Genomic DNA, 24,104 nt, shown 5'->3' with positions numbered 1-24,104 from the left:
AATACATTGGGTTATTGAATGAATGTTACTTTTTTAATTTTTCCATTTTCAACCTCATAAATGGCAACAGCATGAAAAATTTGTCCATTTGCTGTTACTTGTTCTTCATCAATAACTTTGTTGCCAATTACGATTCGTTTTTTTATATATGCGTTTAAATCTGGAGCATTTTTAAACCATTCCGAATAACTTTTTCGCATTTGCTCATACCCATCAGTACGAAGCTGATTAGGATAATTATAAAGCTTTACATCTGTGGCGTAAGTTGCCATAAATGCATCAATGTTTCTAGCATTATAAGCATTTAACTGTTTCTGGACTATAGCTTCAACACTTGTAGTTTCAGCAGTATTGGTTGAGGTTGTAGTTTCTGATTCGCTTTTTTCTGTTTTTGTACCTTCTGCATTGGTTTCAGTTGTTGTACTAGAACCTAACTCTCCAGCAATCAATAACTTGTTGGCTTTATTATTTGCAACCAAACGTGTGATCTTGGTGATGCCGTTCTTGGATAGATCTGCGATTTGTTTCCAATTATTATCTTTTTGTAAGGTTAACTTATAAAGTTGATGGTCTTTACCAGAAAGAATGGTTTTACTATTTAACCAACAGATATCTTCAATACCTTCAATTGTATTTGCGATGACTTTGGTTTCTCCAGTTGTAGGATTCAATGATTTTATTTGCCATTGATTTGGGTCTTCTTTTGAAATATAACTTATCAAATTTGAATTTGGTATGCGATGAAATGATCGACCAACATTATTTTTAAATTTACGACTTCTGCCATCTTGAAGGTTGGTTACAAATAAATTTAGGCTTTCACCTTCAATCACGGCAGAGACAATAATGTACTCATCAAACCAAGTATAGTAGGCAACGACTAAATCTTGAATAAGTTCTGAAGATTCTCCATTTCTTAGACTATATGCATACAGGCGTTGTTTACCATCTTTATCTAAACGAACAGCAGAGACGGCATCTTTATTTGGTATTTTTATAGGTGTATATTCGCCACCTTCACTAAAGTTTAGCCACGTTTTTGAGTCATAATCCAGATGATATTTTGCAATATCTGTTTGACCATTTCTAGTTGATGCAAAAAGAATGTAACGATCATCTAAAAATGAGGGTTGATTATCATATCCTTCATTGTTAGATAAGTTTTTGAAGTTAGAAAGTTCATAGCTTCCATTGGTTATATCGAGATCAAATGCTAAAACTTCGATATTAGACTGCGAAAAATAGAGTAGAGGAATGGTAAAAAAAAATAGAAAAATATAATACTTCATAATTTATGATATAGTTTTTCTAAAGATACTAAAAAAGCCAATTCAACTTAATGAATTGGCTTCCGTTTTTAAAATTGAATTAGCCTAAAATTTTAAAAACAATACTTATTCTCAGCTTTCACTTTTTCAGCAATCTCATTACGTAAGTCAACTATGTCTGGATAATTTTGATATTTCGTAAATCGTTTTAATCCCATTAGCATCATACGTTGTTCATCACCTTCAGCAAAAGAAATGATACTTTCTTTTCCTTTACCTTCAACAATACTAACTGCATTGTATAGGTACAATTTGGCCATTGCTATTTGTACTTTTTGAGCATCTTCGCCAAAACGTTTCGCATTTTTTTCAGTTCTTAGAATCGTTGACTCAGCCATATAGATCTCAATTAAGATATCAGCAGCAGCAATTAGTAATTGTTGGTGCTCTTCTAGGTCTTGACCAAATTTTTGTACAGCTGCACCAGCTACCATTAAAAATACTTTTTTAAGTTTAGCGATCATGGCTTTCTCTTCTGAAAACAATTCAGAATAATCTGGTGTTTCAAATGAAGGAATACCCATTAACTCTTCTTGTACTTTCATTGCTGGATTCAATAGGTCTACATGACCTCTCATAGCTTTTTTTACCAACATGCCTACAGAAAGCATTCTGTTGATCTCATTGGTGCCTTCATAAATACGCGCAATACGAGCATCTCTCCAAGCAGCTTCCATTGGTGTTTCTTCAGAAAAGCCCATGCCTCCAAAAATTTGGATGCCTTCGTCTGCACAGTTTTGAACGTCTTCAGATACGGCTACTTTTAAAATAGAACATTCTATAGCATACTCTTCAACGCCTTTAAGTTCGGCTTCTTGATGTGAGTTACCAGAAGCTTCACGAATAGCAATACGATCTTCAATATTTTTAGCGGCTCTATATGTAGCAGATTCACCAGCATAAGCACTAGTTGCCATTTGAGCTAATTTTGTTTTAATAGCACCAAAATCGGCAATTGGTGTTTTAAATTGTTTACGTTCATTAGCATAGTTTACAGCATAGCTTAAGATACGTCTCTGCGAATCTAGGCATGCAGCAGCTAATTTTATTCGACCAACATTAAGTGCATTCATAGCAATTTTGAATCCATTGCCTCTTTCAGAAAGCATATTTTCAACTGGTACAACTGTATCGTTAAAAAATACTTGACGTGTAGAACTTGCACGAATCCCTAATTTGTGTTCTTCTTCACCTAATGTGATTCCGTTTGAAGGGTCGTTTTCTACAATAAAACCAGTAATGTTTTTATCGTCCTCAATTCTTGCAAATACAATGAATAACTTACAGAAACCTGCATTTGATATCCACATTTTCTGTCCGTTGATCTTATAAGATTTACCATCTTCAGATAATTCAGCCGTAGTTTTACCTGAGTTTGCATCACTACCTGCTCCAGGTTCAGTTAAGCAATAGGCACCAAACCATTCACCAGAAGCTAACTTTGGAACATATTTTTGTTTTTGTTCTTCGGTACCATATAGCGTAATTGGCATAGTGCCTATTCCTGTATGAGCGCCAAATGCAGTGCTAAAAGAACCAGTACCACTAGAGATGTAGTCACATGTTAAACACGTAGAAACAAATCCCATTCCTAAACCACCATACGCTTCAGGAACTGCTACACCTAAGAACCCAAGTTCACCAGCCTTTCGCATACACTCTTCAGTAAATGCATAATCTTTTTTCTCAAATCGTTCTCTATGTGCAATAATCTCACGGTCATTAAATTCCATAACCGCATCTTTCATCATTTGTTGCTCTTCTGAAAAATCTTCAGGTGTAAATACATCTTCACATTTTGTTTCTTTGACTAAGAATTGTCCGCCTCTTAGTATGTCTTTTTCTATTGCTTCCATTGCTATATTTTGTTTAATCCTTTTTAATTTAAAAATTCGAAAATTCCGCAGGCTCCTTGACCAGTTCCAACACACATAGTTACAGCACCATATTTACCTTTTATATTACGTTTTCGCATTTCGTCAAATAGTTGTACAGATAATTTTGCTCCTGTACAACCTAGCGGATGGCCAAGTGCAATTGCGCCACCATTCACATTAATGATATCAGCATTTAAATCTAATTCACGTATAACTGCTAAAGATTGTGATGCGAATGCTTCGTTTAATTCTATCAATTCAAGATCGCTTTGTTGTAATCCAGCTTGTTTTAATGCTTTAGGAATGGCTTTAACAGGTCCAATTCCCATAATACGTGGCTCAACACCAGCAGCTGCATAACTAACCAATCGGGCTATAGGCTCAATGTTTAGTTCTTTTACAAGGTCTTCACTCATTACCATAACAAAAGCAGCACCATCACTCATTTGAGATGAATTCCCAGCGGTTACACTTCCGCCTTGAGCAAAAACAGCTCGAAGTTTAGCTAATGCTTCCATATTAGTTCCTGCGCGAGGCCCTTCATCTTTAGTTACTGTATATGACTTTGTGGCTTTTTTTCCATTTTCGTCAATGTAGGTTTGATCGACTGTTATTGGAACGATCTGATCCTGAAAACGATTTTCTGCCTGTGCCTTTAAGGCTTTCATATGTGAGTTGTATGCAAATTCATCTTGATCTTCACGAGACACATTAAACTGATTCGCAACAGCTTCCGCTGTGTTTCCCATTCCCCAATAATATTCTTCATGACCAGCTTTTACAGTATCGTAGTTCAACTCTGGTTTAAATCCTGTCATTGGTACAGAGCTCATACTTTCTGATCCGCCAGCTATAATACAATCTGCCATTCCAGCTTGAATTTTTGCTGTAGCAATACCAATAGTTTCAATTCCGGAAGAACAAAAACGGTTTACGGTAACGCCAGGAACGTCAACGCTATTTAATCCTATTAAAGAGATAAATCTTGCCATGTTGAGACCTTGTGACCCTTCTGGCATGGCATTACCAACGATCACGTCATCAATTCTAGAGACGTCAAGGTTTGGTAATTCTTTCATCATATGCTGAATGGTTTCTGCCCCTAGTTCATCTGCTCTTTTAAAACGGAAGACACCTTTAGGCGCTTTCCCTACAGCTGTTCGATATGCTTTTACTATATATGCTTGTTTCATTTTCTTAGTTTCTTAAAGGTTTACCTTTGGTTAACATGTGTTGAATTCTTTCAAGAGTTTTACGTTCTGTGCAAAGTGAAAGAAATGCTTCACGTTCTAAATCTAGTAAGTATTGCTCGCTTACCAATGTTGGTTCTGAAAGATCACCTCCTGCCATAACGTAAGCTAATTTATTAGCTATTTTTTGGTCGTGTTCACTAATGTAGTGGCTAGCTTCCATAGCATCAGTACCTACTAAGAACATACCTAATGCTTGTTTACCTAGAACTTTTATGTCTCTACGTTTTACAGGTTGAGTATAGCCTGCATCAGCCATTAATTTAGCATGGGCTTTGGCTGTTGCAATTTGTCTATCTTTATTTACAACTACAATATCTTTTCCTTTTTGAAGCACTCCTAAATCGAACGCTTCATACGCAGAAGTGGCTACTTTTGCCATACCAATAGTTAAGAAGTATTCTTGTAACACATTTAATTCTACATCGCCTTTTCTAAAAGTGTCTTGCGCTCTTAATGCCATTTCTTTAGAGCCGCCTCCACCAGGAATAACACCTACACCAAATTCTACTAATCCAATATACGTTTCTGCTGCTGCTACTACTTTATCTGCGTGCATCGATAATTCGCAACCACCTCCTAATGTCATTCCGTGAGGAGCAGATATTGTAGGAATAGCCGAATAGCGCATACGCATCATCGTATCTTGGAAATATTTGATGGCCATGTTGAGTTCGTCATATTCTTGTTCTGCTGCCATCATGAAAATCATTCCTATGTTTGCACCAACAGAAAAATTTGCAGCCTGATTTCCAACGACTAATCCAGCAAAATCTTTTTCAGCGATATCAATAGCTTTATTCAATCCAGCCAATACGTCTCCGCCTATTGTATTCATTTTGGATTGGAATTCGACATTTAAAATTCCATCGCCTAAATCTTCAACAACTACGCCTGAATTCTTATAAACTTCATTTGATTGTCTGATATTATCTAAAATGATAAAGCTATCTTGATCAGGTATTTTTTCGTGGACTTTCTTTGGAATATCATAAGCATAAGTTGCGCCATTTTTTACAGTATAGAATGATGTGTTACCAGACGCTAACATTTCATTTACCCATGCGTTAGGTTGAAGGCCTTCGGCTTTCATTATTTCAATTCCTTTTTCAACGCCAATGGCGTCCCAAATTTGGAATGGACCATGTTCCCAGCCAAAACCGGCTTTCATGGCATCATCAATTTTATATAAATCGTCTGTGATTTCTGGAATTCTATTGGATACATAAGCGAATAGGGCAGCAAAACTTTTTCGATAGAATTCGCCTGCTTTGTCCTTACCAGAAACCAAAACTTTGAAACGATCTACTACTTTATCAATTGACTTTGTTAATTCTAATGTTGCAAATTTTGCTTTTTGAGCAGAGCGATATTCTAAAGTATTTAGATCTAATGATAAAATCTCTTTCTTACCATCTGCCGAAACATTCTTTTTATAAAATCCTTGTTTTGTTTTACTTCCTAACCATCTGTTTTCCATCATGATATTAATGAACTCTGGAAGGTTGAATAACGCATGACGTTCGTCATTAGGGCAGTTTTCTCGTATACCGTTGGCAACATGTACCAACGTATCTAAACCAACAACATCTACAGTTCTGAATGTAGCAGATTTTGGACGACCAATTACTGGACCAGAAAGTTTATCTACTTCTTCAATGGTTAAGTTTAATTCTTTAACAGCATGAAACAAGCTCATAATACTAAAGATTCCTATTCTATTACCAATAAAAGCGGGTGTATCTTTTGCAATGACCGATGTTTTTCCAAGGAATTGTTCACCATACCCATTTAAGAATTCTAATACAGACGCATCGGTCTTAGGACCAGGAATAATCTCAAATAATTTTAAGTAGCGTGCTGGATTGAAAAAATGAGTTCCGCAGAAGTGCTTCTGAAAATCATCACTTCTTCCTTCACTCATAAATTTTATAGGAATGCCAGATGTATTTGAAGTAATTAAAGTTCCTGGTGTTCTATAGTGCTCTAGTTTTTCAAAAACTTCCTGTTTAATATCTAAACGTTCAACAACAACTTCCATAATCCAATCTGCATCTTTTACCTTTGCTATATCATCTTCAAGATTTCCTGTTGTGATACGATTTTTGAATGATGGATGATAAAGTGGTGCCGGTTTAGATTTTATTGATGCGGTTAACGCGTCATTAACCAATCTGTTTCTAACCATTTTGTCCTCTAAAGTCAAGCCTTTGGCTTTTTCTTTGTCATTTAGCTCTCTTGGAACAATGTCTAACAATAATACATCAACACCAATATTTGCAAAATGGCAAGCAATACCACTTCCCATTATACCTGAACCAATAATTGCTATTTTTTTTATTCTACGTTTACTCATATTATTTTACCGTGTGTTCTTTTTTATTATAAATCTGTTTATTAGAGATCATATTATTAATCACTTCTGCTACAGCATAAAAGTTTAATAATTCTTCTTCAGAAACATTATCTCGTATGGTTTCATTGAAAGTAATTACTCTTTCTCTTGAATATGCTCTTTTTTCTTTTCCAAATTCTGTAAGATGTATAATCACACCGCGACCATCATCAGGATTTGGTTTACGCTCAATCAACCCTTTTTCTTCCATAGTTTTAAGTGTTCGTGATAAGCTAGTCGCTTCCATTCCCATTTTCGGACCTAGTGAAGTTGAAGGTGTACCATTGTCTGGATCAATACTAAGCAAAGCAAAGCCAGTAGCCATAGTAGTGCCAAATTGTGCTGCTTCTTCATTGTACATTTTATTTACGGCTAACCAAGTGGTACGAAGCACATAGTCGATGGTTTTGTCTTTCATAGTCATGAATTTCTAAACCCAAATATACTAAAAAAATACTATGCACGCATAGTATTTTATAAAAAATTATGCACGCATAGTATTTTGCGAAATAAGAATTAGCGACTAACTAATTGTAATGATTGTTAATTATGGTTACATAAATATAAGAAATAATCTTTATTTAATATTCATTGCTTCTTTTCTTGATTTAATACTTAGTTTAGAATAGATATTACTGACATGGCTTTTAACAGTACTTATTTCAATATTATATTCTTCTGAAATTTCTTTATTCGATTTCCCAGACTGGACAAGTTTAAAGATCTTTCGTTCTTGGACACTTAATAATCTTAATTGATTGTTAGTTCGTTTCTGTTTCTGATTCATGTAGTAATTGATAAGAAAACCTAAAATGAAAAAAACAATACTTATGAAAATATATCTCAAACTTGAACTGTTTTCTTTTTTTGGGAATTTAGTTCTTAATTCCTTGAAATATGCGGAATCTTCATTGTTCCATTTTTTGAGATAACTTTCATAGAATTTTTGATTTTCAAAAAATGTAGTTTCAAATTTACTATTGTTAAGTGCATATAATGATACAATAGGATGTGAGCTTGTATCAGCAATATGTAGAAGTTTCTCGCACAATGTTTTATTAATGAACTCAACTTTTAGAGCATTATCATTTGCATCAGATTGCTCGCGCTGATGGATCATTTTTATTATTTTTTTTAAATCATTATTTGGTTGGTATCCTTTAATCGTATAGCCTTCAAAGAGGCTACTCTTATCTTTATTTTCTACATATACATAAGAATTAGAATTTGCAATAAAAAAAATATGATTTTCTTCTTTTCCACCGATGATTAGTGAAGCAGCTGGTGTGTCTTTTTTAGAGAGGTGAATCCTATATAGTTTGTCTTTTGAGGGTAATGCTTTTGTTGAAAAATGAAAACTACCTTGGTTGTCTATAGTGGTCTCAGCAATAATTATTTCATTAGACATGGTATACATATCATTAAATGTAGGAATATGTGAAAGGTAAACTACAGGTCTCCATATAGAGTCGAGTTGTAGTTTACCTTCTATTGATTGTTCGTTTTTTGATGTTGAAAGCGAAAAGCTATTGAAGCTTACTACTAGTGCTAATTGAAAAAAAAAATAGTTTTGTTAAAATAAATATAGCTGTAGTTGATTTGCATATTTCTAGCACTATTTAATTACTCATAAATGTTTGAATTGTTACTTCTCCAGATACATTTTTTGGTATAAGATGTACAATCCATTTGCCAGCTTTTGGATCGCTAATTTGCTTGTGCATTTGTCCGCAAACCAACTCACTCTTTTTTTCGCTAGATTTTATTAAGCTTTCAACTGAAAAATTACCCTTTTTATTGCCCTTTGGATCATGGATTTCAACAGTTAGATGACCAGATTTAATAGTGGTGTTAACAGCTATTTCAGCTATCTTTGTATCTTCAGAAACGTTTATTATTATTGCTTCTACATCTGAACTACCATTAAACTTAATAGTGCGACCAGTAGTTGTTGTGTCACAATTTGAATGACTGTTTTGATGTTGTTGTGCATTAATAAAGAGCGATAAAAACAAAAATAAGGTTGTAAATAAATAGACAGATTTTTTCATGATTGATAAAATTTAAAGTTCTTGAACCAAAGGTATTTATAGAAAAAGTAAATGAAAGATTTTTAGGTTTGAAAAAGGTACTAGAAAAGGACTAAAAATGTCTTAGAGCCTATAAATACTCAGTTTTAATTATAACTTTTAGTCTTTATCCATTCAAAGATCAGTGAAAATTACAGTAATACAAGTATTTATTTTTCACCATACTTTTCTTAAAATTTATATAAAAAAAGGCGTCTTGAATTAAGACGCCTTTTACATATTGTTCAACTTTAACTCTTAAGAGGCATTCATTTTTCCGCTAATAGCTCCAATTACGGCGCCAGTAAGCGCTGTCATAACTATAGATATTGCTAAGTCTACTCCAAACATTTCGTAAGTCATTTCAGAATTCATAGCCATATTGAAGAAATTATAGAATAGGGCCATGAAAAGTCCAATTACAGCCCCAGCTTTTGCGCCAGTGGCTAGCGTTGAAATTTGTGCCCATTTATTATAAATATAGGACATAAAGAGCGCAAATGTCATGCAACCTAATAGTATAAAAACCATTGTTTTTGAAGATTCCTCAGGTTGAGGAAAGAAATCTGCAAAGATAATTCCATAAAATAACCAGCCCAGCAGCCAGTTAACAATGCCACCAACTAAGCCAGCAACAATAAAAGTTTTTGCATTCATATTATTAATTTGATTAGTTATTATGATAAATATATACGATTTAACATAAATATTTACAAAATCAATAATATAGTTATTAAAAAGATATCAATAGTTTTGTATAGCCTATTAGGAGCGATAAATTTTGTTGTAAAGCTCTTTATAGATGCCCTTAATAGCATCTCGTTTCATTTTCATGGTTGGCGTTAAATGTCCTCCATCAATAGACCATATGTTTGGGGTAAGTTCAAAGCGCTTAATTTGTTCCCATTTTCCAAATTTGGCATTACATTTATCGATTTCTTTTTGGATTCTCTTTATGATGATTTCTGAATTTGCGATTTCAGCTTCAGACGAACCGATATTTTTCTCTTTACGTTCTATCCAATCTCTTACAAATTCAAAATTAGGTTGAATCAAAGCAGCAGGCATTTTTTCGCCTTCACCCACTACCATGATTTGCTCAATAAAACGGGATTGTTTGAGTTCATTCTCTAATAAAGTAGGGATAACATATTTTCCGCCAGATGTTTTAAACATTTCTTTTTTACGTCCAGTAATTTTAAGAAAACCTTCTTCATCGATCTCACCTTTGTCACCAGTATGAAAATAATCTCCAGTCATCACACTGTCTGTTTTTTCTTTGTCTTTGTAATAACCCATCATAACGTTTGGACCTTTGATAAGAAGTTCACCATCTTCGGCTATTTTTACTTCAACATTATCAATAGGTTTGCCAACAGTGCCAACTTTATACATTTGATTTTTATACAACCCAACTGATACAACAGGAGACGTTTCAGTTAAACCATAGCCTTCCATAATTTGCATTCCTGCTGCACAAAATATACGAGATAGCCTTGGTTGCAGAGCAGCACTACCAGAGACCATAGTACTTAATTCTCCACCGAGTGCTTCACGCCATTTGCTAAATATTAATTTGCTAGCTATGCTAAGTTTAAATTCATACCAAGCGCCATTTTGTTTGTATGGTTCCCATTGCTCTCCTAGTTTTACTGCCCAATGAAACAAAGCGCTTTTAATACCAGAAAGTTCTTCTGCTTTGGCCATGATTTTATCAAACACCTTTTCAAGTAATCGAGGTACAACACTCATCATTTGAGGTTTGATTTCTTTTGCATTTTCTCCAATTTTATCTAAACCTTCTGCAAAATAAATTGAAGCACCAGCATATTGATAAACATAAATTAGTACACGTTCAAATATGTGGCAAATTGGTAAAAAACTCAAAACCCTAGTTTCACCTTCTTGCAAAGGAACTCTGGGAGAGCTATCTAAGACATTACTGGTAATATTCCAGTGAGATAGCATCACACCTTTGGGCTTTCCAGTAGTACCAGATGTATAAATTATAGTTGCTAGCTCGTCAGGTTTTACGTTATCTTTTCTGGCTTCAACTTCAGTTTGTGTACTTTCATCCTCTCCTAACTTAAATAATTCAGAATAATGTTTACAACCAGTTATTTGGTCAAAAGAATAGACCTCTTTTAACCTTGTATTTGCTTTGACTTTATTGATCTTATTTAAGACTTCTTCGTCAGAAACAAAACAGTAAATTGATTCACTGTGGTTTAAGACATATTCATAATCCTCAGCAGAAATTGTTGGGTATATAGGAATTGTTTGCGCGCCAGTTTGCAATACACCAATATCCATAATATTCCATTCGGTTCTATTAGTAGAAGATATTATGGCTATTTTATCATTCTTATTAACTCCTAATTTTAATAAAGCTCTACTTACCGCATTTGCTTTATCAATGTATTCTTGAGTTGAAGTTTTTTCCCATTTACCATTTTTTTTTGTCACCAAAGCCGAATCTGTTGGTTTGTGCTCTAATTGGTAATACGGAAAGTCGAAAAGTCTAGAAATCTCTGTCATTAATTCTTAAAAGCGTTAATCTATGCAAAATAAGAAATATAATAAGATTATCAAAGATTGACCTTTAGTTGTTTTCAATCCATTTTCTAGCATTTACAAAAGCTTCTAACCATGGAGAAACCTCATCTTTTCTATTGTCTGGATAGTAAGCCCAATTCCATTGAAATGTAGAACGCTCAATATGAGGCATCGTCGCAAGGTGACGACCAGTTTTATCACATAACATAGCTGTGTTGAAATCTGAACTATTTGGATTAGAAGGATATTCTGTATAACCATACTTAGCGACAATATTATAGTTGTCTTCTGAATACGGTAAGTTGTATCGACCTTCACCATGACTTATCCAAACGCCTAGCGAACAACCTGCTAAACTTGACAACATTACAGAATTATTTTCTTGAATGGTGACTGAAGTAAATGCGCTTTCGTGTTTTTTTGATGTATTGTAAGTGAGTTTTCCATGAACATCGTGGTCTGGATTCATTAATTCAAGCTCCATCCAGAGTTGAGCACCATTACAAATACCAATAGAAAGCGTGTCCTTTCTTTTAAAGAACTGTTTTAAAGCTGCGTTTGCTTTTTCATTGTATAAAAATGCACCAGCCCATCCTTTGGCAGACCCTAAGACATCAGAGTTTGAAAACCCTCCAACTGCACCAATAAATTGTATATCTTCAAGTGTTTCTCTACCAGAAATCAAATCAGTCATGTGTACATCTTTCACGTCAAAACCTGCCAAATACATTGCATTTGCCATTTCACGTTCAGAGTTGCTTCCTTTTTCTCTTAAAATAGCAGCTTTAGGTCTTGGTTTACTAGTATCTATATGTGGAAGTTTTCCTGTAAAGTGTTTTGGAAATTTGTATAGTAAAGGTTGATTTTTATAATTGTTGAAACGTACTTTAGCTAAGCCATTTGCAGTTTGCTTTTGATCTAATAAATATGATGTTTTGTACCATACGTCTCTTAATCGAGAAATGGTCATTGTAAATACCTCGTCTTCATTAATAATACTTAGTACGTCAGAATTGGTCACTTTTCCAATATTAAAAAAATCTATCTCAGCTTCAGAGAGTATATGCTCAATAGAATCATTTTCAGATTGAAAAACGATGCCACAGTTTTCAGCAAATAATAATTTTACGATGTCTTTTTCTTGTAGTGCTGTCAAATCTAATTCAGCTCCTAGATTGTTTTCAGAAAAGCATAATTCCAATAAAGTTGTAATCAATCCTCCTGAAGCTACATCGTGTCCTGCTACTATTTGATCCTCTTTTATGAGACTCTGTATTGTGTTAAATATGGTTTTGACATAGTCTGAACTTATAACTGTAGGTGCGTCGTTCCCAATGGTATTGTTGATTTGAGCAAAACTACTACCTCCTAATTTAAATTCATCTTGCGATATATTGATGTAGTATATATTTCCTTTTTCTTTTTTGAAAATTGGCTCAACTACCTTTTGGATTTCATTACAATTGGCTGCTGCTGAAATAATTACCGTTCCAGGAGCGATAACGTCTCCATCTGCATATTTTTGTTTCATCGATAGCGAATCTTTACCAGTAGGAACATTAATCCCTAAATCGATCGAAAATTCTGAAATCGCTTTTACAGCTTCATATAATCTAGCATCTTCACCTTCATTTTTACATGGCCACATCCAATTGGCAGATAATGAAACAGATTGTAATCCATCTTTTAAAGGCGCCCAAATTATATTGGTGAGTGCTTCAGTAATACTATTTCTACTGCCAGCAATTGGGTTGATTAAGCCAGAAATGGGTGAGTGGCCTATAGCGGTTGCTATACCTTCTTTTCCATTATAATCAATAGCCATAACACCAACATTGTTTAGTGGTAATTGTAGTGCTCCAACGCATTGTTGTTTGGCTACTTTTCCACCGACACAACGGTCAACTTTATTAGTAAGCCAGTCTTTACATGCTACTGCTTCTAGTTGTAAGACTTGGTCTAGATAGTCGTATAGCTTTTCGTCATTGTAAGACAAATTGTTATAATTATGATTCACTGTTTTGTCACTCATGATCGTCTTAGGAGAGCTACCAAACATATCTTCAAGAGCAAGATCCATAGGTTTACTTCCTTTAGTTTCTGATTTGAAACAAAAGCGCTTGTCGTTTGTAACTGTACCAACAGTATATAAAGGAGATCGCTCACGCTCAGCAATTTTGCTGATGTGGTCTAAATGCTTTTCTGCAATTAACAATCCCATACGTTCTTGAGATTCATTACCAATAATTTCTTTGTCAGATAAGGTTGGGTCTCCAACAGGTAACTGATCTAGGTCAATACATCCGCCAGTATCTTCAATTAATTCTGATAAACAGTTTAGATGTCCGCCTGCACCATGATCATGGATAGATATGATCTTGTTGTCATCGCTTTCAACCATGCCACGAACAACATTGGCTGCACGTTTTTGCATTTCAGGATTTGAACGTTGTACAGCATTAAGTTCAATACCACTAGAGAATTCGCCAGTGTCGGCAGATGATACTGCGGCTCCACCCATACCAATTCTATAATTTTCACCTCCTAGAACTACGATTTTATCACCAGACTCAGGTGTTGCTTTAATGGCTTGGTCTAATTTTCCGTAGCCAATTCCACCAGCTAGCATGATTACTTTATCAAAACCTAGTTTTCTAGTTTCTTCTTCATGTTCAAATGTTAATACTGAACCACAGATTAACGGCTGTCCAAATTTATTTCCAAAATCGGAAGCACCATTACTCGCTTTAATTAAGATGTCCATTGGTGTTTGGTACAACCATGGACGCTCTTTCATTTGTAGCTCCCAAGGTCTATTGGCTTCCAATCGAGAATATGACGTCATGTATACTGCAGTTCCGGCTAAAGGTAAAGAGCCTTTTCCTCCAGCCAATCGATCTCTTATTTCACCACCAGATCCAGTTGCTGCACCATTGAAGGGCTCTACTGTTGTTGGGAAGTTATGTGTTTCAGCCTTTAGTGAGATTACAGATTCAAATGTATTGGTCTCGTAGTAATCGGGTATATCTGCTCGTTTAGGTGCAAATTGCTCAACTGTTGGACCTTTTATAAAAGCGACATTATCTTTATAAGCAGATACAATATCATTAGGGTTTTGTTTTGAGGTCTCTTTTATCATCTTAAAAAGAGAATTTGGCATTTCCATTCCGTCAATAACAAACGTTCCATTGAAAATTTTATGACGGCAGTGCTCACTATTTACTTGTGAGAATCCAAATACTTCAGAATCGGTGAGAGGACGACCAATTTTTTTAGATACATTTTCTAAATACTCTATTTCTTCTTCGTTCAAGGCTAAGCCTTCTTGTGTGTTATAAGCTGAAATATCAACAATTTCAACAATAGGCTCAGGTTGTATATCAATTGTAAATGTATCTTGATGTAGTCCATTGAATTTTTCAGATATCATTGGATCGTAATCTGTAAAACTCTTGCTACATGAATCAAATTCTTCAATACGAACAATACCATCGATTCCCATATTTTGAGTGATTTCAACCGCATTTGTGCTCCAAGGTGTTATCATAGCTGCTCTTGGGCCAACAAAAAAAGCATCAATAGATGCTTGTTCTAGTTTTGGCTGGTTGCCAAATAACCACGTTAATTTGCTTATAGTGTTGGTTGATAATTCTTTTGTTGCTTGAACAGCAAAGACTTTACTGTTTTGGTTTCCGAAGAAATGAATCATTATGTCTTAGTTTGTGTTGAGTTTTGTAAAATGCAAATTTACTTTTTTTCAATAGATATTAAGCAAATAATAAGCTCGAATATTTTGAGTTATTCACGTTCTTATTAACTAAAAAAAGCGCCCCATATATTTTACAAACGTAGGTCGCTTTTTTTTATTAGTATTAATGAAAATAACTAACGTTTGATTAGTTTTTTACTAAGTGTATGATCATTTTGTGTCAATTTTATGATGTATATACCTTCAGAAAGCGTTGTTACATTAATAGATTGGCTACCATTGATTGTTTCAGAAAAGACTGGCTTTCCTAATACATTGTAGATGTCAACTTTTGTTTCTTGTGTGTTGGCAAGGTTGATGTTTATTATATCTTTTGCTGGATTAGGATAAATACTAACTTCGGTTAAAGTGAATGTAGTTACACTTAATGTTTGTGTATGTGTTCCTAGGTCATCACAGTTATTAGATGGGAAACTATTCCATTGATTGATATCGAAAGTAATAGTTGGTCTATCTATTTCAGGTTTTCTAACTAAAGTTGTGTTTTGAGCATAATTGCTACTACTATTGAAATCACCTAGTATATCTATTAAAACATCATTTTTAAATAGACCAATGGCATCATTACCATTAAATGAAGTAATATCATTATTTAGATCGTCATATTCAGAAGTACAAACAGCAGAACCTCCATTAGCTATAATAAAAACATCTTCATCAATAATAGTTGCATTTGGAAATATATATGGTGTTCCCCAAGATGCATTGCCGTTTGTACTAAGTCTTAATGTATAAGCAGATAAGTTAACGTCTGATCCAGTAAAGTTTGCAATTTCTAATACTTTATTAGTTCCAGAACCTTCAATGTATTCTGAAAAGAATAAATCTACATCTCCCCCAGAACTACCATTATTTGTAGTCATTTCACAAGCTTGATTACTAAACCCAGATTCATTTGCTGAATTATCTTTAGCTTTTACAGTAAAACAATAGTTGGTATCAGGTGCGAGACCTGTAGCATTATAAGAGGTGCTATTGGTGTTGAATGTATTTACACCATCAACATATATATCATAAGAAGCAACTGCAATATTGTCTGTTGAAGCTGTCCACGCCAAATCTATGCTGTTATCTGTAGGGTTAGAGGCAACAAGATTTGTAGGATCTGAAGGCGCTTCAGTATCTGGAGTTGTGTCCCAAATTAAAGCCACAAATTCTGGGTGATCTACAAAAGGGTTTCTGTTGTTTTGATGGTTGTAGAAAATATTGTTGTTACGATCAATCTCTTTTTGTGATACTGGATCATTTTGATGCCATGTGATCAAAATATTGAGAAATGGATCAGCTAGTGCTTTATCTGAACTACCATCAAACATAGGATAAGAGTTCCATGCACTTATTTGATCTTCGTAGCGTGTTACAAAATAAAAATAAATACGAGCGATATCACCTTTGAATTCATCTATAGGTTCAAAGACAGTTTGTGAGTATCCAGCTGAGTAACCGCTGTTAAGATTATCACCTAATTTTGAGCCATTTTGAGTAGGATTTGTAATTCCTGATTGAGATACTAATTGCGAGTCATCTACTCTTCCAAATGGGAAATTACTTCTAAATCCGTTTACACGACCATCAGAAGGGATTAAATGATGAGCATCACTAAACATTGGTAATTCAGAGCCAAAAACCGATTGCGGAATAACATGTTCTTTGTTATAACAATCACCTTCACCGCTAAAATTTCCACATTCGTCTGAAATGGGTGAATAGGTATAAGGATCTGCACCAGAAGGATCTTCAGAATACATATCTAAAATAGTATTCTCTCCTCCAGCATCATAGTAGAAGTCTCTTTCGTAAGTTGCATTAAAATCATCTAAAGCATTATAGGTTTGCTGATTATAGATTTCTTCAACCGAATTATTAATTTCAGCATCATCATTATCATCAATGATTCTCTTTAATTGTGTTTTTAAAGTATATCCTGTGCCAGTGGCATGGTCATAGTAACCTGAAGGGATTTGTGCAGTAGCAGTTGCTGTTATCAATACAACTAATAAAGTGTAAATGTATTTCATTTAATTTTTCTTTTCTAACAGTGCCATGTAAAATCCGTCATAACCAGATTTGTGGGCAAAAACATTATTTTCTTTTACAAAGGTAAATTCTTTTCCAATTTCAGATGTTAAAAATAAATCAACTTGTTTTCTGTTTTCTGAAGGCAAGATCGAACATGTAGCATACACTAATTTTCCTCCAGGCTTAACGATACGAGAATATTGCTGTAAAATGTCTTGTTGCGTTTTTTTTATGCTATCAATAAATTCTGGTTGCAGTTTCCATTTAGCATCTGGATTTCTTTTTAGAACACCTAAACCTGAACATGGCGCATCTATTAAGACACGATCAGCTTTGCCATATAATTTTTTGATTATTTTAGTAGATTCAATAGCTCTGGTTTCAATATTGAAAGCACTATTTCGTTTGGCTCTGCGTTTTAGCTCGTTGAGTTTATTGGCATATATATCCAAAGCAATAATTTGTCCTTTGTTTTCCATTAATGAGGCGAGGTGTAATGCTTTTCCACCTGCTCCTGCACAAGCATCTACAACTCTCATTCCAGGCTTCACATCTAAAAACTCGGCAACTAATTGCGAGGAAGCATCTTGTACTTCAAAGCTACCATTTTTGAAGGCTTCTGTTTGAAATACATTGGCGCGTTCTTTTAATTTTAAGGCATTTGGATAGTCTTTTATGCTTTCGGTCTCAATATCTTGATCGAATAATTCTGATTGTAAGTGTTCTTTAGAAGTTTTTAAAGTGTTTACTCTTAAAATAACATCAGCTTGCTCATTTAGAGCAGAGATCTCTTTTGTCCATATAGACTCGCCTAATTCTTTAACACCTAATTCATCCATCCAATCTTCAATAGACTCTCTGAATTTTCTTGTTTGGGATAATTCATCAAAACGGCCTTTGATTTTTCGAGTAGGTGTACTTTCAAAATATTTCCAATCTGGTAGTTTGATACCACGTAATGTTGCCCATACAGCAAAAATTCGCCATAGGTTATCTCTGTCGTATGGTGCTTTAACTTCAGCTATTTCAGCATAAAGGCGTTTCCATCTAACAATATCATAAGTGGTTTCAGCAACGAATGCTCGATCTCGGCTTCCCCAACGTTTGTCTCGTTTAAGAAGTTGTTGTATAACCTTATCTGCATATTTGCCTTCATTGAAGATCAAGGTTAAGCCATCAATAACAGCAAAACATAAATTTCTGTGTAAACGCATTTTAATTTAAATCAGCGTGCAAAGATACATTTTAATTGCTTTTGTTGAACAGATTAGTCTGTTATTAATTTTGCTTTTCTGTTTTTATTAAAATTTTGGGTATCGCTTATACATTAGGAAGTGGTAGAATGAGTAAACTTACAATTTGACTTAAAGAAAGAAAGTAATGGAACTTCCTTTTTTTTAGTTACGTTTTGGACGGTTTTGTCGCATGTCTTTTAGACGATCTAACAACCTTCTATTGAATTCATCTTCTGCAGCTTTAAGCCGTATTATTTTTAAGGACGGAATAACTTTCTTTAGGTCATTGACCAATTTTAATTTAGCTTCATGCATTTTATTTTCGGCATTCATTAGCTGTTGTAAAAGTGCATCAGCTTCTTTATCTGAAAGGTTTGGATTGTCACGCATCTCTCTTTTGATGGTTCTCAAGTCTTCAGATCTCACCTTATCAGTAGTAGCTTCAAATTTGTTGTAAATTGGCCAGAATTTTTCTGCTTCATCAGGAGTGAGATCTAATTGCTCTGTGATAAAGGCAATTTTTTGTGCTTTAATTCGCTCTTTCATTTTTCCATTTGGTTGGGCAAAAGCTGAAAAGCTAAAAACGAATAGTATTATGGGAATTAATGTTTTCATAGTAGTGTTTGTTTCATTATTCTAAAAGTATATCTAAGTCTGCATTTTCAAGCAAATATGATTCTAAATTATCTTCAACGTATGGTGTTTCTGTAATGACGAAGTCATCTTCTAGCATGTCAGCATTTGATAAGAGCTCTGCTAATTCATAACTGTCTAAGTTACTATTTTCAAAATAAGTTTCTACCATTTCTAATGTGATGTCTTCAGATTCTGTTTGATTAAAATAGAGGGTAAAAATTAAAATTAGTGATGCAGCTATACCAGTAATATAATATAATTTTTTTCTAGGTTTTAATTGAACAACTGGTGTTTCATTTTGAAGCTTTTCTAAGAGATTATCATTAAACGTTTCAAAATAATCCTTAGGAACATTGAAACCTGGAGTTTCAATATTTTCCATAGACTCTTTTTCTATCAAGCATGTTTGTAGCTTTTCATCAAAAGATTTAAAATAATCTTTCGGAACCTTAAAACCTGATGATTTGATGTTATGTAACTTTTTGTCTTTCATGAAAAAAACTTTGCTTTTAATTTAAGACTAATTTTTATTCAAAACGTTTAATGTTTAGTTAAAAACGTTTCGATTTTTTTGACAGCTATATGATAAGATGCTTTTAAAGCACCTTCGCTAGTTTTTAAAATTTCTGCCATATCTTTATATTTTATGTCTTCAAAATATTTCATATTAAAGACCAATTGCTGTTTTTCTGGTAAGGTTGCTATTGCTTTTTGTAATTGTAATTGAATAAGGTCGCCTTCAAAATATACATCAGCTTTTAAATTATTAATAGCTTGATTTTGATACTCTTCTGTTGATAGTTGTGTGCGTTTGGCATTTTTATTAATATGTGTTATAGATTCATTTGTTGCGATGCGATACATCCATGAATATAATTTGCTATCACCTTTAAAGTTATGAATACTTTTATAGACTTTAATAAAGGTGTTTTGTAGAACATCATCTGCATCGTCGTGAGATTTTACTATGTGTCGAATGTGCCAATATAATCGTTCTTTATAAAGTTCTAATAACTCTTTAAAGGCTGCTTCTTTGGTTTCTTTAGTAATTAATCGTTGTATGAAATCTTGTTCTTGCTCCAAAAATTGTTTTTTATTTAGACTTATGAAAATAGTGAAAGTTTAATGAAAATTTGATAAATTATATAATATTCTGATTATTAGAATTTTACATTTATTATTATCGATAAAGAGTAAAATAAATCGATGAAATACATTTTTTTCTTGTTTGAATCATTTATTTATTATATGTTTGTTCTAGCCTAACTTACTTATACATTACCAGTGTCCCCAAATGCTGGTAATTGAATCGAAAAGGCTGGAACAATTGCTCCAGCCTTTTCTGATTTAATCTATATGCTTATTTTTACTTATTCAAAACTCTGTAAATCAACTAGTTTTTTATAAACACCATTCTTAGACATTAATTCTTGGTGACTGCCTTGTTCTGCAATCTCACCTTTTTGCATTACAATGATCTCATCTGCGTTTTGAATGGTTGACAATCGGTGTGCGATTACAATAGATGTTCTGTTTTTCATCATATTTTCAAGAGCATCTTGAACTAGACGTTCGCTTTCAGTATCTAAAGCTGAAGTGGCTTCATCTAAAATCATTATTGGCGGATTTTTTAATACTGCCCTAGCTATACTTAAGCGTTGCTTTTGACCGCCAGATAAGTTAGTTCCAGAGTCACCTATATTGAAATCTAAAACGCCATCTAGATCTTTAACAAATTCCCAAGCATTAGCGATCTTTAAAGCGTTTATAATATCTTCATCTGTAGCCTCTTTTTTTCCGATCAAAAGATTGTTTCTTACTGAATCATTGAATAGAATTGAATCTTGAGTTACTAATCCTAGGTATGATCTAAGCGATGTTTTTGTAAGAGATTTAATATCATTATCATCTATAGATATGGTGCCTTTGTTTACATCGTAAAAACGGGTAACAAGATTGGCTATGGTACTTTTACCACTTCCAGATTGACCAACTAGTGCTACTGTTTTTCCTTTTGGAACTGTCATGGAAAAATCTTTCAACACCCAATCATCTTCATATTTAAATGAGATATTCTCTATTTTTAGCTGTTTGCTAAAAGCTTTTAATTCAGTTGCATTTGGAGCATCTATCATGTCATTCTTATGATGCAATATTTCAAAAACACGATCAGCAGCAGCTAATCCATTTTTTACCTTATATGATGCTTTACTGATGGCTTTAGCAGGTGTAAGGATAGCATAAGAAAGTCCCATGAATGCAATAAAAGTTGTGCCTTCTATTACTTTATCAATTAATACTAGTTGACCACCATACCAAAGCAATACTGCTATTGTGATAATACCTAGAACCTCACTTAATGGACCTGCTAAATTGTTTTTAAGTCCGATATTATTATTTAATTTCAAAATGGTATCTGCAGACTTTTCAAACTTGGATTTAAATGTAGGCTCAGAGTTATAGCTTTTAACAATTTTCAATCCTGATAATGTTTCTTCCACAATTGAAATCAGTTTTCCAGATTCTCTTTGCGCTCTTAATGATTTGCTCTTTAGACTTTTACCAATTCTAGAGATCATAAACCCAGCAACAGGTATAAATAGTAGCACAAATAAAGATAATTGCCAGCTAATAGTAAACATTAGTATTATTGAGAAAACAATAGTTAGTGGTTCTCTTACAATAAGCTCTAGAATGATAAAGAATGAATTTTGCATTTCATTTATATCGCCTAAAATTCTAGCCATTACATCGCCTTTTTGTCGTTTTGCATAGAAGCGCAATGGTAAACTTATAATTCTTTCGTACATATCTTTTCTCAAATCGGTGAGTACACCATTTTTAAGATACATTACGTGTTGCATGGCAAAGTAACCAAATAAGTTTTTTAGTAAAAATGTAGATATCACTATAGATATCACAATGAGCAACGCCATTTGGGCATTACCATTGTCTAAGAGGCTACTTACCTTGTAGTTTAATAAGGTTTCACCATAATCTTTTATATTTCCAATTCCGGTCCAAACGGGTGCTTCAGTTACCTTTTGTGTTTTGTCAAATAATACGTTTAACATAGGTATTAGAGAAACAAAAGCAAGAGAGCTAAACAAAGCATAAAGAATATTAAAAAATACATTTAAAATAACGTGTTTTTTAAATTTCTTTATGAATGGTAATAATTGGATTAAAATTTTTTTCATTTAATTTAACTTCATATCCTTGAGGATAGCATCAATCCTAGATTCCAATTTTTGTTCCGTAGCTTTAAATTCTGCCACATTGTCTAGAGTTGTATTTACACTTATGTAAAATTTGATCTTAGGTTCTGTACCGCTAGGTCTTAAAGCAATTTTACTACCATCTTCAGTGTAGTAAATTAAGACATTAGATTTTGGGATCTCTATAGGTGTTTCTTTTCCTGATAAAACATCTTTTGTAATGGATAATTGATAATCTTCAATACGAACCACTTTTGAGCCATTAACATTTTTCAACGGATTTTCACGAGCATCAATCATCATTTGTTTGATTTCTTGAGCGCCTTCAATGCCTTTTTTTGTCAACGAAACCAAACGTTCTTTATAAAACCCATGTTCTATGTAGAGCTGAATTAATTTTTCATATACTGTGAAGCCGTTAGCCTTAGCTTGTGCAGCGATTTCACAGGCTAAAAGAGTGGCAGTAACAGCATCTTTGTCTCTTACAAAATCACCAACCATAAATCCAAAACTCTCTTCACCTCCTCCAATAAAATACTGATCAGGGAAGTCTTTGATCATTTTTGCAATCCACTTAAAGCCAGTTAAACCTATTTTGCATTCTACATTGTAAGCGTTTGCTATGATTTGCATCATAGGCGTAGATACAATAGTGCTGCCAATAAAATCGTTAGGAGAGATACTTCCTTTTTGTTTGTATTCTTCCAATAAAAAATGTGTCATAATGATCATGGCTTGATTGCCATTTAAAATCACGAGTTCATTTTCTAAATTTCTTACAACAACACCCAGACGATCACAATCAGGATCTGTACCTATTACAATATCTCCGTCAACTTTCTCTGCCAATTGTATAGCCATTTTTAAAGCCTCTGGTTCTTCAGGGTTTGGAGATTTTACTGTAGGGAAATCTCCATTTGGTACTCGTTGTTCTTCAACAATATGAACGTTTACATAGCCAGCTCGTTTTAAAGTTTCAGGTATGGCTGTAATTGATGTTCCATGAAGTGATGTGAAAACTATATGTAAATCATCTTTAGCTTTTGAAGGTGTATCAAAACTTCCGTTTTTTACTGAGGCATCAATAAATATGTCATCTACATCTTTTCCAATGTATTGAATTAAGTCATTGTTAGCTTCAAATTTTATTTCAGAATAGTCAAGTCGATTGATCTCTGAGATAATTTCTGCATCTTGTGGCGGAACTAATTGTCCGCCATCTTGCCAATATACTTTATAACCATTGTATTCTGGTGGGTTATGAGAAGCTGTTAATACAATACCACAGTGACAATTTAAATGTTTTAAAGCGAACGACAATTCAGGCGTGGGGCGTAGGTCTTCAAAAAGAAAAACGTTTATGCCATTAGCTGAGAATACATCGGCAACTACCTTAGCTAAACTTTTACTATTGTGCCTACAGTCATAAGCTATAGCTACTTTTAGTGATTCAGAAGGAAATTGTTGACGTAAATAATTACTAAGACCTTGTGTGTTTTTGCCAAGTGTGAATTTATTGATGCGATTTGTACCAATTCCCATGATGCCGCGCATACCACCTGTACCAAATTCTAAGTTTTTATAGAAACTTTCTTTAAGTTCTTCAGTATTGTTGGCAATTAAATGTTTTATATGATTTTGAGTGTCTTCATCAAAGGTTGGTGTCAACCATGTATTTACACGTTCTAAAAGTTGAGGTTCAATATGTGTCATTCAAAAAAAATTATGCTGCAAAAGTACGGATTTCAAAAT

Annotated in this window: 17 protein-coding genes; all 17 read right to left on the bottom strand. The window is 33.8% G+C overall.

Going from position 1 to position 24,104, the window contains the following annotated elements; all coding sequences use genetic code 11:
* Nucleotides 1-11: 11 nt before the first annotated feature.
* On the bottom strand, nucleotides 12-1,289 hold the full coding sequence (locus Q0876_RS04465; RefSeq protein ID WP_299224555.1) for a nuclear transport factor 2 family protein: 1,278 nt from the start codon (nucleotides 1,287-1,289) through the stop codon (nucleotides 12-14).
* A gap of 92 nt (nucleotides 1,290-1,381) precedes the next feature.
* A complete protein-coding gene (locus tag Q0876_RS04460) occupies nucleotides 1,382-3,184 on the bottom strand; it encodes an acyl-CoA dehydrogenase family protein (protein WP_299224553.1) in 1,803 nt (600 codons plus the stop codon).
* A 23-nt stretch (nucleotides 3,185-3,207) separates the two neighbouring features.
* A complete protein-coding gene (locus Q0876_RS04455; RefSeq protein WP_299224551.1) occupies nucleotides 3,208-4,398 on the bottom strand; it encodes an acetyl-CoA C-acyltransferase in 1,191 nt (396 codons plus the stop codon).
* A 4-nt stretch (nucleotides 4,399-4,402) separates the two neighbouring features.
* Entirely contained in the window at nucleotides 4,403-6,811 is a 2,409-nt protein-coding gene (locus Q0876_RS04450; protein ID WP_299224549.1) for a 3-hydroxyacyl-CoA dehydrogenase/enoyl-CoA hydratase family protein, read from the bottom strand.
* Nucleotide 6,812: 1 nt separating this feature from the next.
* Nucleotides 6,813-7,268 carry a MarR family transcriptional regulator gene (locus Q0876_RS04445; RefSeq protein ID WP_299224547.1) on the bottom strand — a complete coding sequence of 152 codons (456 nt, stop codon included), beginning with the start codon at nucleotides 7,266-7,268 and terminating at the stop codon, nucleotides 6,813-6,815.
* 159 nt (nucleotides 7,269-7,427) lie between these two features.
* On the bottom strand, nucleotides 7,428-8,258 hold the full coding sequence (locus Q0876_RS04440) for a response regulator transcription factor (RefSeq protein WP_299224545.1): 831 nt from the start codon (nucleotides 8,256-8,258) through the stop codon (nucleotides 7,428-7,430).
* 211 nt (nucleotides 8,259-8,469) lie between these two features.
* Nucleotides 8,470-8,901 (bottom strand): hypothetical protein, encoded by a 432-nt coding sequence (locus Q0876_RS04435; protein WP_299224543.1) that lies wholly within the window; start codon nucleotides 8,899-8,901, stop codon nucleotides 8,470-8,472.
* Nucleotides 8,902-9,177: 276 nt separating this feature from the next.
* Nucleotides 9,178-9,576: a hypothetical protein gene (locus Q0876_RS04430; protein WP_299224541.1), complete on the bottom strand. Its 399-nt coding sequence runs from the start codon at nucleotides 9,574-9,576 to the stop codon at nucleotides 9,178-9,180.
* A gap of 108 nt (nucleotides 9,577-9,684) precedes the next feature.
* Nucleotides 9,685-11,457: a long-chain fatty acid--CoA ligase gene (locus tag Q0876_RS04425; RefSeq protein WP_299224539.1), complete on the bottom strand. Its 1,773-nt coding sequence runs from the start codon at nucleotides 11,455-11,457 to the stop codon at nucleotides 9,685-9,687.
* A gap of 64 nt (nucleotides 11,458-11,521) precedes the next feature.
* Nucleotides 11,522-15,184: a phosphoribosylformylglycinamidine synthase gene (purL, locus tag Q0876_RS04420; RefSeq protein ID WP_299224538.1), complete on the bottom strand. Its 3,663-nt coding sequence runs from the start codon at nucleotides 15,182-15,184 to the stop codon at nucleotides 11,522-11,524.
* A 176-nt stretch (nucleotides 15,185-15,360) separates the two neighbouring features.
* On the bottom strand, nucleotides 15,361-17,262 hold the full coding sequence (locus Q0876_RS04415) for an endonuclease (RefSeq protein WP_299224536.1): 1,902 nt from the start codon (nucleotides 17,260-17,262) through the stop codon (nucleotides 15,361-15,363).
* The gene (locus tag Q0876_RS04410; RefSeq protein WP_299224535.1) at nucleotides 17,263-18,477 is read right to left on the bottom strand and encodes a methyltransferase domain-containing protein; all 1,215 of its coding nucleotides are present in this window, start codon (nucleotides 18,475-18,477) and stop codon (nucleotides 17,263-17,265) included.
* 183 nt (nucleotides 18,478-18,660) lie between these two features.
* The gene (locus Q0876_RS04405) at nucleotides 18,661-19,113 is read right to left on the bottom strand and encodes a sensor of ECF-type sigma factor (RefSeq protein ID WP_299224533.1); all 453 of its coding nucleotides are present in this window, start codon (nucleotides 19,111-19,113) and stop codon (nucleotides 18,661-18,663) included.
* Between the two features lie 16 nt (nucleotides 19,114-19,129).
* On the bottom strand, nucleotides 19,130-19,627 hold the full coding sequence (locus tag Q0876_RS04400; protein WP_299224531.1) for a hypothetical protein: 498 nt from the start codon (nucleotides 19,625-19,627) through the stop codon (nucleotides 19,130-19,132).
* A 47-nt stretch (nucleotides 19,628-19,674) separates the two neighbouring features.
* Nucleotides 19,675-20,217 (bottom strand): RNA polymerase sigma factor, encoded by a 543-nt coding sequence (locus Q0876_RS04395; RefSeq protein WP_299224529.1) that lies wholly within the window; start codon nucleotides 20,215-20,217, stop codon nucleotides 19,675-19,677.
* A gap of 287 nt (nucleotides 20,218-20,504) precedes the next feature.
* Nucleotides 20,505-22,334: an ABC transporter ATP-binding protein gene (locus Q0876_RS04390; protein WP_299224527.1), complete on the bottom strand. Its 1,830-nt coding sequence runs from the start codon at nucleotides 22,332-22,334 to the stop codon at nucleotides 20,505-20,507.
* Nucleotides 22,335-24,065, bottom strand: a complete 1,731-nt coding sequence (locus tag Q0876_RS04385; RefSeq protein ID WP_299224525.1) for a phospho-sugar mutase — start codon at nucleotides 24,063-24,065, stop codon at nucleotides 22,335-22,337.
* Between the last annotated feature and the right edge of the window lie 39 nt (nucleotides 24,066-24,104).

The sequence above is a fragment of the uncultured Psychroserpens sp. genome, from assembly GCF_947503375.1.
Classification (GTDB): Bacteria; Bacteroidota; Bacteroidia; order Flavobacteriales; family Flavobacteriaceae; genus Psychroserpens.
Note: the sequence above shows the minus strand (reverse complement) of the source record. Positions and strands in the feature narration are given on the sequence as shown.

Bases quoted from the DNA above. Each gene is read 5' to 3' on its own strand.
- Q0876_RS04465 (WP_299224555.1), bottom strand. From the start codon at position 1,289: ATGAAGTATTATATTTTTCTATTTTTTTTTACCATTCCTCTACTCTAT.
- Q0876_RS04460 (WP_299224553.1), bottom strand. From the start codon at position 3,184: ATGGAAGCAATAGAAAAAGACATACTAAGAGGCGGACAATTCTTAGTC.
- Q0876_RS04455 (WP_299224551.1), bottom strand. From the start codon at position 4,398: ATGAAACAAGCATATATAGTAAAAGCATATCGAACAGCTGTAGGGAAA.
- Q0876_RS04450 (WP_299224549.1), bottom strand. From the start codon at position 6,811: ATGAGTAAACGTAGAATAAAAAAAATAGCAATTATTGGTTCAGGTATA.
- Q0876_RS04445 (WP_299224547.1), bottom strand. From the start codon at position 7,268: ATGAAAGACAAAACCATCGACTATGTGCTTCGTACCACTTGGTTAGCC.
- Q0876_RS04440 (WP_299224545.1), bottom strand. From the start codon at position 8,258: ATGTCTAATGAAATAATTATTGCTGAGACCACTATAGACAACCAAGGT.
- Q0876_RS04435 (WP_299224543.1), bottom strand. From the start codon at position 8,901: ATGAAAAAATCTGTCTATTTATTTACAACCTTATTTTTGTTTTTATCG.
- Q0876_RS04430 (WP_299224541.1), bottom strand. From the start codon at position 9,576: ATGAATGCAAAAACTTTTATTGTTGCTGGCTTAGTTGGTGGCATTGTT.
- Q0876_RS04425 (WP_299224539.1), bottom strand. From the start codon at position 11,457: ATGACAGAGATTTCTAGACTTTTCGACTTTCCGTATTACCAATTAGAG.
- purL (WP_299224538.1), bottom strand. From the start codon at position 15,184: ATGATTCATTTCTTCGGAAACCAAAACAGTAAAGTCTTTGCTGTTCAA.
- Q0876_RS04415 (WP_299224536.1), bottom strand. From the start codon at position 17,262: ATGAAATACATTTACACTTTATTAGTTGTATTGATAACAGCAACTGCT.
- Q0876_RS04410 (WP_299224535.1), bottom strand. From the start codon at position 18,477: ATGCGTTTACACAGAAATTTATGTTTTGCTGTTATTGATGGCTTAACC.
- Q0876_RS04405 (WP_299224533.1), bottom strand. From the start codon at position 19,113: ATGAAAACATTAATTCCCATAATACTATTCGTTTTTAGCTTTTCAGCT.
- Q0876_RS04400 (WP_299224531.1), bottom strand. From the start codon at position 19,627: ATGAAAGACAAAAAGTTACATAACATCAAATCATCAGGTTTTAAGGTT.
- Q0876_RS04390 (WP_299224527.1), bottom strand. From the start codon at position 22,334: ATGAAAAAAATTTTAATCCAATTATTACCATTCATAAAGAAATTTAAA.
- Q0876_RS04385 (WP_299224525.1), bottom strand. From the start codon at position 24,065: ATGACACATATTGAACCTCAACTTTTAGAACGTGTAAATACATGGTTG.